The organism is Stenotrophomonas africana, from assembly GCF_013004645.1.
Taxonomy (GTDB): domain Bacteria; phylum Pseudomonadota; class Gammaproteobacteria; order Xanthomonadales; family Xanthomonadaceae; genus Stenotrophomonas; species Stenotrophomonas africana.
In genome coordinates this window covers 23,161-34,273 of record NZ_JABEME010000017.1, presented here as the reverse complement: position 1 = coordinate 34,273, position 11,113 = coordinate 23,161, and the positions used below count along the sequence as shown (strand labels likewise).

Annotated in this window: 13 protein-coding genes; 9 read left to right on the top strand and 4 right to left on the bottom strand. The window is 67.5% G+C overall.

Translation table 11 applies throughout. From position 1 onward, the window contains the following. Positions 1-17: 17 nt before the first annotated feature. Positions 18-275 (bottom strand): DUF2789 domain-containing protein, encoded by a 258-nt coding sequence (locus HLA98_RS19540; protein WP_049444427.1) that lies wholly within the window; start codon positions 273-275, stop codon positions 18-20. A 107-nt stretch (positions 276-382) separates the two neighbouring features. Here HLA98_RS19540 and HLA98_RS19535 point away from each other — a divergent pair, with 107 nt between their 5' ends. Genes HLA98_RS19535 through HLA98_RS19515 form a run of 5 tightly spaced genes read left to right on the top strand, consistent with a single transcriptional unit; the run spans position 383 to position 3,335 of the window. Continuing rightward, the gene (locus HLA98_RS19535; protein ID WP_049400694.1) at positions 383-970 is read left to right on the top strand and encodes a biliverdin-producing heme oxygenase; all 588 of its coding nucleotides are present in this window, start codon (positions 383-385) and stop codon (positions 968-970) included. A gap of 31 nt (positions 971-1,001) precedes the next feature. Beyond that, positions 1,002-1,469 carry a YbaN family protein gene (locus tag HLA98_RS19530; RefSeq protein WP_057501188.1) on the top strand — a complete coding sequence of 156 codons (468 nt, stop codon included), beginning with the start codon at positions 1,002-1,004 and terminating at the stop codon, positions 1,467-1,469. Continuing rightward, entirely contained in the window at positions 1,456-2,184 is a 729-nt protein-coding gene (gene exbB / locus HLA98_RS19525; RefSeq protein ID WP_057501187.1) for a tonB-system energizer ExbB, read from the top strand. The genes HLA98_RS19530 and exbB overlap by 14 nt, the downstream gene beginning before the upstream one ends. Positions 2,185-2,193: 9 nt before the next feature. Then, positions 2,194-2,619: a TonB system transport protein ExbD gene (gene exbD, locus HLA98_RS19520; protein ID WP_057501186.1), complete on the top strand. Its 426-nt coding sequence runs from the start codon at positions 2,194-2,196 to the stop codon at positions 2,617-2,619. Next, the gene (locus tag HLA98_RS19515; protein WP_057501185.1) at positions 2,616-3,335 is read left to right on the top strand and encodes an energy transducer TonB; all 720 of its coding nucleotides are present in this window, start codon (positions 2,616-2,618) and stop codon (positions 3,333-3,335) included. Before exbD ends, HLA98_RS19515 begins: the two co-directional genes overlap by 4 nt. Positions 3,336-3,386: 51 nt before the next feature. Here the strand turns inward: HLA98_RS19515 and HLA98_RS19510 are convergent, their stop codons facing one another. Beyond that, entirely contained in the window at positions 3,387-5,414 is a 2,028-nt protein-coding gene (locus HLA98_RS19510) for a sodium-translocating pyrophosphatase (RefSeq protein WP_057501184.1), read from the bottom strand. A 359-nt stretch (positions 5,415-5,773) separates the two neighbouring features. On the opposite strand from HLA98_RS19510, the gene HLA98_RS19505 reads away from it, so the two are divergent. Then, positions 5,774-6,277: a hypothetical protein gene (locus HLA98_RS19505; RefSeq protein ID WP_057501183.1), complete on the top strand. Its 504-nt coding sequence runs from the start codon at positions 5,774-5,776 to the stop codon at positions 6,275-6,277. Positions 6,278-6,346: 69 nt separating this feature from the next. Here the strand turns inward: HLA98_RS19505 and HLA98_RS19500 are convergent, their stop codons facing one another. Together HLA98_RS19500 and HLA98_RS19495 are read right to left on the bottom strand one after the other, a co-directional pair. Then, a complete protein-coding gene (locus HLA98_RS19500) occupies positions 6,347-6,736 on the bottom strand; it encodes a DUF488 domain-containing protein (protein WP_049444412.1) in 390 nt (129 codons plus the stop codon). A 119-nt stretch (positions 6,737-6,855) separates the two neighbouring features. Then, positions 6,856-8,112: a 6-phosphofructokinase gene (locus tag HLA98_RS19495; RefSeq protein ID WP_057501182.1), complete on the bottom strand. Its 1,257-nt coding sequence runs from the start codon at positions 8,110-8,112 to the stop codon at positions 6,856-6,858. 136 nt (positions 8,113-8,248) lie between these two features. Here HLA98_RS19495 and HLA98_RS19490 point away from each other — a divergent pair, with 136 nt between their 5' ends. The 3 genes from HLA98_RS19490 (at position 8,249) to HLA98_RS19480 (ending at position 11,080) form a co-directional block, all read left to right on the top strand. Further along, positions 8,249-8,812, top strand: a complete 564-nt coding sequence (locus HLA98_RS19490; RefSeq protein ID WP_014038375.1) for an adenylate kinase — start codon at positions 8,249-8,251, stop codon at positions 8,810-8,812. 328 nt (positions 8,813-9,140) lie between these two features. Then, positions 9,141-10,505, top strand: coding sequence for a UDP-N-acetylmuramate:L-alanyl-gamma-D-glutamyl-meso-diaminopimelate ligase (mpl, locus tag HLA98_RS19485; protein WP_057501181.1), 1,365 nt, complete (start codon positions 9,141-9,143; stop codon positions 10,503-10,505). After that, on the top strand, positions 10,502-11,080 hold the full coding sequence (locus HLA98_RS19480) for an LON peptidase substrate-binding domain-containing protein (protein WP_057501180.1): 579 nt from the start codon (positions 10,502-10,504) through the stop codon (positions 11,078-11,080). Before mpl ends, HLA98_RS19480 begins: the two co-directional genes overlap by 4 nt. Positions 11,081-11,113: the final 33 nt, after the last annotated feature.

Genomic DNA, 11,113 nt, shown 5'->3' with positions numbered 1-11,113 from the left:
CCACGCCCGGCGTCTGCTTACAGCCCGGTCGAAGCCTTCACCGCGTCTTCGTGCAGGGACTCGTTCAGCTCGTCCACCACGGTGGTCCATGCTGCATCGGCCTGCAGCGATTCAGACAGGAACTGGCGCTGGGCATCGTTCCAGTAGGGTGCCTCGACTACTTCGACATCGGTAGCCAGCTGGTGCTCGCGGATGAAGCGGGCGATGCCCTCGGCACTGGCATCCAGGCCCAGCTGCAGGAACAGGTTGGTCATGCGCGGTTCGGTGGTGATCATCGTCGGTTCCTACGGGAAGAAGGGATGCACCATTATCGGTGCACATGGCCTTGGGGAAAGCCCCGTGGCGAACGTCTACAGCAGGACGACCCCCTTGGCATTCCCCCATGAACGCACACATCGCTCCCGAAGACAGCCGCAGCCTGCGGCTCAAGGCCGCCACCCGCGACAGCCACGGTGCCCTGGACAAGCGCATCATGGCCGGCGACATTTTCGCCGACCGCAGCAACTTCGCGCGTTTCCTGCGCGTGCAGTATCGCTTCCACCGCAGCATCGATGCGCTGTATGCCAACCCTGCGCTGGACGCACTGCTGCCGGACCTGGGAGAGCGCCGCCGCCTGACCCAGGTCGCACGCGACCTGCAGGACCTGGAGCAGACCCTGCCGGGGGCTGACATCGCGGCGTTGCCGTCCGATCTGGAACTGCCCGCCGCGTTGGGGTGGCTGTACGTGGCTGAAGGCTCCAACCTGGGCGGCACCATTCTGTACAAGATGGCTGCCAAGCTAGGCCTGGACCGTGATTTCGGCGCCCGCCACCTGGCCGCGCATCCGGATGGCGCGGCGCGCCACTGGCGCGAGTTCACCGCTGCGCTGGACGCGGTGCCGCTGAGTGCCGAGCAGGAGCAGCAGGTGATCGACGCGGCCGACGCCGCGTTCCGCAGCGTGCACGGCCACGTCGAAGTGGAATTCGCCTGATGCACGGCGCGCGCCCACAGGTGAAGCGCTGATGCGCTGGCTCTGGTTCGCGCTGGGCTGGTTGATGGTGGGCCTCGGGGTGATCGGCGCGTTGCTGCCGGTGATGCCGACCACCATCTTCCTGATCCTGGCCGTGGGCTGCTTCGCGCGCAGCTCGCCGAAGTTCGAGCAGCGCCTGCTGGCGCATCCGCGTTATGGCCCGTCATTGCGGCTGTGGCGTGAGCAGGGGGCGGTGTCGCGCAAGGGCAAAGCGTTTGCCAGTGCCGGCATGGCGCTGGGCTTTGCCCTGTTCTGCTGGGGCGCGCACCCGTCCTGGCGCCTGCTGTTGGGCGTGGGCCTGTTCTTCGCGGTCAGCGCCGGCTACGTGCTGAGCCGACCGGCACCACGGCTGGAGCCCCATCCGGTCGTGGAAGTGGACGACGCCAATGATCCGCGCGCGGCCCGTCGTCGCGCAGCGACCCCTGATGCTGATGGAAACCGAGACGATGTTGCCTGCTGACCTGGTCCCTGTGGCCGCCCCCGCATTGACCCCGTGGGGCATGTATCTGGCCGCCGACGTGGTGGTGAAGGCCGTGATGATCGCGCTGGCACTGGCGTCGCTGGCCACCTGGACCGTGCTGCTGTCCAAGGGTTGGGAACTGGCTTGCCAGGCCCGGCAGTTGCGTGCGGCGCGCGCGCTGTTGCTGCAGGCGCCGAGCCTGCCCGGCGAGAGCGCCGATGCCAGTGTGCAGCAGGGCACTGCGCTGGCGATGTTGGATGCGGCCCGCACCGAATTGCGCCTGTCGCAGGATCTGGAAGGGCGCGACGGCATCAAGGAGCGCATTGCATCGCGGCTGGACCGTATCGAGCTGGAGACCGCGCGCGTGCAGCGGCGCGGCATCGGTGTGCTCGCAAGCATCGGCGCGGTGGCGCCCTTCGTCGGCCTGTTCGGCACGGTGTGGGGCATCATGAACAGCTTCATCGGCATCGCACACAGCAACACCACCAACCTGGCGGTGGTTGCGCCAGGCATCGCCGAGGCCCTGCTGGCGACCGCACTCGGCCTGGTCGCGGCGATTCCCGCAGTGCTGGTCTACAACCACTTCAGCCGCGTGCTGGCCGGCCTGCGGGGTCTGCTCGGCGACCTGTCGGCGGCTGTGCAGCAGCTGGTTTCGCGCGATTTCGATCGCACCGTGCCGCGTACCGCAGCGGCACCGCTGCGTGCGGAGCACTGAGGCACGACGATGGCGATCAGGACTGCCTCCGACCGCGACGACACGCCGGAAGAAGCGAACGAGATCAATGTCACGCCCTTCATCGACGTGATGCTGGTGCTGCTGATCATCTTCATGGTGGCCGCACCGCTGGCGACCGTGTCGGTGCCGGTGCAGCTGCCAGCCAGCAGCGCCAGTGCCACGCCGCCCGAACAGGCGCCGGTGTATGTGACCGTGCAGGCCGATCTGTCGCTGCGCGTTGGCGAACAGGCCGTAGCGCGCGACGGGCTGGCGGCTGCATTGCAGGCGGCCACCCACAGTGACACCGCGCAGCGTATCTTCCTGCGCGCCGATACCCACGTGCCCTACGGCGAACTGATGGCCACGCTGGATGCATTGCGTGCGGCCGGTTACCTGAAGGTGGCGCTGGTCGGCCTGGAGCAAGGCGCACGATGAGTGGACTGCGGCGCTGGGCGACCAGCCTGGCGATCGTGCTGCTGGTGCACGCGCTGCTGATCGGCGCGGCCTGCTGGTGGGTGACGCGCGCACCGGTGCTGGCTGCGACGGCGCCGCCCGCCGCGCTGATGCTGGAACTGGCACCGATGGCGCAGGCACCGCCGGTGCCGCCGCGCGAGGTCGCCACCGGTCCACTGCAGCAGCAACAGCAGCGGCAGGTGCCGAAGCCGGCCCTGCGCGAGCAGCCGAAGGCGCCGGCGCAGCCGCAGGGTGACCTGCCACCGCCGCGTACGCCGGAGCCGACGCCCTCGCCGGACACTGCTGACGCCAACGTTGCGCAGACCAGCGCACCGCCGCAGGTGGCGGCCGAGGCGGCCGCACGCTACACCGCACCGCAGACCACGGCCGGCGAACGCAGTCGCGCCGAGGCAACCTGGGAAGGGCGCCTGCTCGGGCATCTGCAGAAGCATCGGCGCTATCCGCGCCAGGCTGAGCGGCTGCGCCAACAGGGCGTGGTCTACGTGCGCTTTGCCGTGGCCCGCGATGGCGCGGTCTCGGGTTTGAAACTGGGCCGCAGCAGTGGCTTCGCGCTGCTCGACCAGGAGACGCTGGACACCGTGCAGCGGGCCAGCCCGCTGCCGGCGCCGCCGGCCGAAGTGGCCGGCGACCCGGTGGAAGTGATGGTGCCGGTGTCGTTCTTCCTGCGCGGGCGGTGACCTTGTAGAGCCGAGCAAGCTCGACTCTACGGGTTTACGCATGGCGTGGATCTACAGCAGCGGTACCAGCAGCAGCGCCACGATGTTGATGATCTTGATCAGCGGATTGATCGCCGGGCCGGCGGTGTCCTTGTACGGGTCGCCGACGGTGTCGCCGGTCACCGCGGCCTTGTGCGCCTCGCTGCCCTTGCCGCCGAAGTGGCCGTCCTCGATGTACTTCTTGGCGTTGTCCCAGGCGCCGCCGCCGGTGGTCATCGAAATGGCCACGAACAGGCCGGTCACGATCGTGCCGATCAGCAGGCCGCCGAGTGCGCGCGGCCCCAGCAGCAGGCCGACCACCACCGGCACCGCCACCGGCAGCAGCGACGGCACGATCATTTCGCGGATCGCCGAGCGGGTCAGCATGTCCACCGCCTTGTCGTACTGCGGCTTGCCGGTACCTTGCATGATGCCGGGGATCTCGCGGAACTGGCGGCGCACCTCTTCCACCACTGCACCCGCCGCGCGGCCGACCGCTTCCATCGCCATCGCACCGAACAGGTAGGGAATCAGGCCGCCGATCAGCAGGCCGATGATCACCGTGTGGTCGCTGAGGTCGAAGCGGAACTCCTGCCCGGGATGTGCAGCCTGCAGGTTGTGCGTGTAGTCCGCGAACAGCACCAGTGCGGCCAGCGCTGCCGAACCGATCGCATAGCCCTTGGTCACCGCCTTGGTGGTGTTGCCCACCGCATCCAGCGGATCGGTGATGTCGCGGATCTCCGAGGGCAGCTCGGCCATTTCGGCGATGCCGCCGGCGTTGTCGGTGATCGGTCCGTAGGCATCGAGCGCGACGATCATCCCGGCCATCGACAACATCGCGGTGGCGGCGATGGCGATGCCGTACAGGCCGGCCAGCGCGAACGCACCCCAGATCGCCGCACACACGGCCACCACCGGCAGCGCGGTGGATTTCATCGAAATGCCCAGGCCGGCGATGATGTTGGTGCCGTGGCCGGTGGTCGACGCCTGCGCCACGTGCTGCACCGGCTTGTACTGGGTGCCGGTGTAGTACTCGGTGATCCACACAATCAGCCCGGTCAGGACCAGGCCGATCAACGCGCAGCCATACAGCGCCATCGGCCCATGCACGTTGTCGGACATCAGCCCGGTGGTGATCGGGTAGAAGGCGATGGCGGCCAGCACGCCGGAGACGATCACGCCCTTGTACAGCGCGCCCATGATCGAGCCGCCCGGCTTCACCTTGACGAACAGCGCACCGATGATCGAGGCGATGATCGAAACGCCGCCCAGCACCAGCGGATACAGCACCGCATTGGCTCCCGCCTCGGCCAGCATGAGGCTGCCCAGCAGCATGGTGGCGATGACGGTCACCGCATAGGTCTCGAACAGATCGGCGGCCATGCCAGCGCAGTCGCCGACGTTGTCACCGACGTTGTCGGCGATCACCGCCGGGTTGCGCGGATCATCTTCGGGAATGCCGGCTTCGACCTTGCCGACCAGATCGGCGCCGACGTCGGCGCCCTTGGTGAAGATGCCGCCGCCCAGGCGCGCGAAGATCGAGATCAGCGACGAACCGAACGCCAACCCGACCAGCGCGTGCAGCGCCTGCTCCATCGGCAGGCCCATCCGCAGCAGCAGTGCGTAGTAGCCGGCCACGCCCAGCAGGCCCAGGCCGACCACCAGCATGCCGGTGATCGCACCGCCGCGGAAGGCGACGTCCATCGCCGCGCTGATTCCGTGGCGTGCAGCCTCGGCAGTGCGTACGTTGGCACGTACCGACACGTTCATGCCGATGTAGCCGGCCGCGCCGGACAGCACCGCGCCGACCGCGAAGCCGATCGCGGTGTACCAGCTGAGGAACACACCGACCAGCACAAACAGCACCACACCGGCCACGCCGATGGTCAGGTACTGGCGGTTGAGGTAGGCACGTGCACCTTCCTGGATCGCCGTGGCGATCGCGATCATGCGTTCATTGCCGGTGGGTTGGCGCAGGATCCAGCGCGCCGAGACGATTCCGAACAGGATCGCGAGAATGGCGCAGCCCAGCGCCAGTGACAGCCCGTGACGTTCCAGCATTAGACCCCTCCGCAGAATGGATGTAGGCATCCAGTGGCGATGAACGGCACCACGAGGGGGACGACGGGCTGCAGCCTGGAACCAACCCGTACCGACCTTGGTGGTCGTCCGACGTATGGCGGTGTTCAGCATTCCCTGGTGCCCGCAGTATGCGTGCCGCCACTTGTAGAGTCGAGCCATGCTCGACTGGCCTCTACGAGGCGCGCCTCCTGATCCTGTGGGTGCCCTCAAGATGGAAGGCATCGCCATGCGCGCGGCGCATGCCGTCGGGCCATGGCCATGATTCGAGAGCCACAGGCCTTTGCGCCCCGTTAAGCCAGGCTCTGCAAGCCTGCGCTCAGTCCTGTAGGAGATCTCCCATGCGCCTGTCCCTGTTGATGCTTGCCGCCCTGGTCCCTGCTGTACCGGCACTCGCTGCGGAAACCCCGGAGCTGCAGCGCGCCGTGGGTGCCCCCCAGGCCATTGGTGCGGTGCACACCCTGCGGCAGATTCCCGAGGCCTGCGCGCGCCTGGAAGGTGCCTTCACCGGTCAGGCGGCCGAGCCGTATCGCTTCGCGCCGGTGCGGACCAGCGAGCAGTGCCAGCCGCGCGCGCGCTTCGTCGACTACGCCAAGGCGCAGCCGAGTGCCGACAAGGGCTGGAAGCTCAATGATGTGATCCGCGTGCCCAGCGCCGCCTGCCCGGCACAGCAGGCCGTCGTGCGCGTCTGGCGCCTGCCGGTGAACAACACCCAGGCGCTGGATGGGCAGGGCCAGTCGCGGATCTATCTGGAAGAAGCAAAGAAGCAGGCTGCGGCCGGCCAGATCCCGAAGGTGACGATGTTCGCCGCGCAGCTGCAGATGGAAGGCAAGGCCTGCAATTGAAATTGCGTGGGTGGTGGACCCACGCGGTCATCCACGGGTAGTGCCGGCCGCTGGCCGGCGTCCGGGTGATCAATCCGCCAGCGTCGCCCCGCGCGCCACCAGCAGCTCGCGCAGGGCCTTGCGGTGGCAGTGCGCCTCATCCTCGCAATAGCACCCCACGCTGATGTCGCTGTGCTGCGACATCGCGGCCAGCAGGTCCAGCGCGTGGGCCGCATCCGGCGCCTTCATCTCGGTCGTGTAGTGGCGGAAGAAGGCGTTCCAGTCGGCGGCCGTTTTCGCCTCGTGCGCCTGCTTCACCAGTGCCGCGCTGGGTGACAGGGTCGGGAACCAGACGTCGTACCAGTCCTGTGTCGCGAACTCGCTGCGCGGCACGCCACGTGGTGGCCGTCGCACGGTACCGATGCGCAGGCCCTCGTCGGGCGCGCGCGGCGTACCCAGTCGAACAACTCGCAGTGCCAAGGTGTGCCTCCACTAAAAAGGGGACGGAGGGGATTAAGTCGTATCCGACCCACTGCTGACGCTGTAGGAGATGACGGAGGGGCAGATGCGACTTAATCCCCTCCGTCCCCTTTTTCGGCTCAGCCCTCGAACGGCGTCAGCTTCTGCTTCACCGCCACGTTCTTGAGGGTGACGTATTTCGGCAGGCCGTCGGTGCCGTACGGCAGCGGGGCTTCGCCCTTGATCAGGGGCGACAGGTAGGCGCGTGCCTTGGCGGTGATGCCGAAGCCATCGCGGCGGATGAAGCCGGCCGGCATCTTCTTTTCATGGTTGGCGATCTTCGACAGCGGTGCCGCTTCGATCTTCCAGCGGTACGGCGCATCGCTGCTGCGCACGATCACCGGCATCACGCCGTTCTGGCCCTTCAGCGCCAGCTGGACCGCGGCCTTGCCCACTGCCTGCGCCTGCTCCCAGTCGGTCCTGCTGGCCAGGTGACGGGCCGAGCGCTGCAGGTAGTCGGGCAGGGCCCAATGCACCTTCAGGCCCAGCTGGTCCTTGACCCGACCCGCCAGGTGCGCCGCTACGCCGCCCAGCTGCGAGTGACCGAACGAGTCCTTGCCGCCGCCAGCATCGGCGACGAAACGGCCATCGGCGGTGGCGATGCCTTCCGACGCCACCACCACGCAGTAGCCGACACGCTCGACCACGGCCTTGACCTTGGCCAGGAACGCGGCCTCGTCGTAGGCGCGTTCGGGCAGCAGGATGATGTGCGGCGCTTCGTCATCGCCGTTACCGGCAAGGCCGGCTGCCGCAGCGAGCCAGCCGGCGTGGCGGCCCATCGCCTCGTAGATGAAGACGCGGGTGGAGGTCTCGGCCATCGCCGCCACATCCAGCGCCGCTTCGCGCACCGAGACCGCGGTGTACTTGGCCGCCGAGCCGAAGCCGGGGCAGGTGTCGGTCACCGCCAGATCGTTGTCGATGGTCTTGGGCACGCCGATGCAGGTCAGGTCGTAGCCGGAGGCCTTGGCCAGCTGTGAGACCTTCAGCGCGGTATCGGCCGAATCGTTGCCACCGTTGTAGAGGAACCAGCGCACGTCATGTGCGCGCAGCACCTCCAGCAGGCGGTCGTAGCGGGCGCGGTCGGCGTCCAGTGATTTCAGCTTGACCCGGCACGAGCCGAAGGCACCGCCCGGGGTATGAGCCAGGGCGCGGATCGCGGCGGCGCTCTCCTTGCTGGTGTCGATCAGCTCCTCGCGCAACGCACCGAGGATGCCGTTGCGGGCAGCCAGGACCTTGATGCCCTTGGCGCGGGCCTGCTCGATCACTGCCGCTGCGGTGGCATTGATGACCGCGGTGACGCCGCCGGACTGGGCATAAAGGAGAGTACCGTTGCGCATGCTTCTACCTGCTCGGGGGAGGGGACATTGCAGTGACATTACCCGTATGCGGTAAAGTGGCGCTATTGCGGTGCAGCGATACCGGTCCGTCCGGGGCGCGAACCTTCTTAATTTTCAACACGTTGGAGTCAGGTCAATGCGATTGGTTCTGTTGGGACCGCCCGGTTCGGGCAAGGGGACACAGGCGACGCGCCTGAAGGAAAAGCTGGGGATCGCCCACATTTCGACCGGTGACATGCTGCGCGCGGAAATCGCCGCCGGCACGGAGCTGGGCAAGCAGGCCAAGACGGTGATGGATGCCGGCAACCTGGTGTCGGACGACATCCTGCTGGGCATGCTGGAGTCGCGCCTGACCCAGGCTGATGTCGCCAAGGGCTTCATCCTTGATGGCTACCCGCGCAATGTGGCCCAGGCCAACGCGATGGACGGCCTGCTGGCCAAGATCGGCCAGCCGCTGGACGCCGTGGTGCAGCTGGACGTGGCCACCGAGCTGCTGGTCGATCGCATCGCCGGTCGTGCCAAGGAGCAGGGCCGCGCCGATGACAATCCGGAAGCGGTGCGCCAGCGCCTGCAGGTCTACAACGACCAGACCGCCCCGGTGGTCGATTTCTACGCCGGCCGTGGCACCCTGGCCCGCGTCGATGGCGTTGGTGAGCTGGACGAGATCGAAGCCCGCATCCTGGCAGCGATCAAGGCCTGATCCGGCAGGGCCGGCACGCGTCCGGCCCTTCGGGCGTAAAAAACACAGGCCTGGTCCGCGAGGATCAGGCCTGTGTCGTTTGATAGGCGCCAGCGGAGGGCTTGCTCAGGGCCCCGCAGCATGAGCTCCCTTGGGGATGGCCTCTTGGGGAGTAGGACCGGTTCGGGTACTGCGGCTGGCAGTTCGAATTGTGTCCGGGTTCACAGAACATCGCTATCGGGAATTCCCTGACAGATGATTGGAGTTTTCTCACATCCTGTGTAGGACTTGTCTTACCCGGGAGCGGACATTGGCCCTATACAGCCGTCATCGGTCACAATCCCCGGTCATGAGCAGCGTACATATCCTTGCAATCGCCGGCACCTTCATGGGCGGCGTGGCCGCCCTGGCGCGGGAACTGGGCCATACGGTCAGCGGCAGCGACCAGGCCATCTACCCGCCGATGTCGACCCAGCTCGAGCAGCTGGGCATCACCCTGGACCAGGGCTACCGTGCCGACAGCGTGCCGGCCGGTACCGACGACGTGGTGATCGGCAACGCACTCTCGCGCGGCAATGCCGCCGTTGAGGCCGTGCTCGACGCCGGCCAGCGCTACATTTCCGGTGCCCAGTGGCTGTCCGAACAGGTGCTGCCGGGCCGTGACACGCTGGCCGTGGCCGGCACCCACGGCAAGACCACCACCACCACCATCCTCACCTGGCTGCTGGAAAGCGCCGGTCGTTCGCCCGGTTTCCTGATCGGCGGCGTCGCCGAGGATTTCGGCGTCTCTGCCCGCCTGGGCCAGGGCCGCGAGTTCGTGGTCGAGGCCGACGAGTACGACACCGCATTCTTTGACAAGCGCAGCAAGTTCGTGCACTACCGGCCGCTGGTGGCCATCCTCAACAACCTTGAATACGACCACGCCGACATCTTCCCGGACGTGGCCGCGATCCAGCGCCAGTTCCATCACCTGGTGCGCACGGTGCCGGCGCGCGGCCGACTGATCGTCAACGGTGAGGATCAGCATCTGGCCGAAGTGCTGGCGATGGGCTGCTGGACCCCGGTCGAGCGTTTCGGATTCGATCCTTCGCTGGAATGGCATGCCGAGCTGCTGGCTGCCGATGGCAGTGCATTCCGTGTGCACCATCGTGGGCAGGCGCTGGGCGATGTGCAGTGGTCGCTGCTGGGCCGCCACAACGTACTCAACGGCCTGGCCGCGTTGGCTGCCGCACATGCAGTGGGCGTGGCGCCGGCCCAGGTGATGCCGGCATTGGCACGCTTCCGCAGCGTCAAGCGCCGTATGGAAGTGATCGGCAGCCATGACGGCATCACCGTCTACGACGATTTCGCCCACCACCCGACCGCGATCGCCACCACGCTGGAAGGCCTGCGTGCCAAGGTGGGCGATGCGCGCATCGTGGTCGCGATGGAACCCCGCAGCAACTCGATGCGGCTGGGCGCACATGCGCAGGCGCTGGCACCGTCGCTGGTGCTGGCCGATGAAGTCGTGTTCCTGCATCGCCCGGAACTGGCCTGGGATGCCGCTGCGGTGATCGCCGAGGTGCGTGGCGAGGCGCACGCCGTGCCCGATACCGACGCGCTGCTGGTGCAATTGCAGGCCAGCGCGCGCAGTGGTGACCATGTGGTGTTCATGTCCAACGGTGGCTTCGACGGCGCACCGCGCCGCTTCCTTGCCGCGCTGCAGGCCCGATGAGCGTCGACGGTTCGCTGCCGCTGTTTCCGCTGCACACCACGCTGGTGCCAGGTGCGGTGGTGGGCCTGCGCGTGTTCGAACGCCGCTACCTGGATCTGGTCCGCGACAGCGGCCGCAGTGGTGAGGGCTTTGGTGTCTGCCTGATCCTCGACGGCCAGGAAGTGGGGGCCCCGGCGACACCGGCGGCGTATGGCGTGCAGGTACGCATCGAAGACTTCGATGTCGGCGCTGACGGCGTGCTGCAGCTGCGCCTGCGCGGCACCCGTCGTTTCCATGTCGAGCGCACGCGCGTGCGTGACAACGGGCTGGTGGTAGCCGACGTGAGTTGGTGCGATGAAGATCCTGACGACGAACTGCGGCCGCAGCATGCACTGCTGGCCACGGTGCTGGGGCACATCATCGAACAGGCCGGCGAGGCCTATGCGCCGGCCAATCCAGCGCTGCTGGACCAGGCCAGCTGGGTCGGCTGGCGGCTGGCCGAGCTGCTGCCGCTGAGCGAGCAGCAGCGCCTGCAGCTGCTGCAGATGGATGACCCGCACCAGCGCCTGCAGCAGTTGCTGGGCTGGATGCCGTAGAAGCCATCCACGCAGGGCGTGGATCTGCTGTAG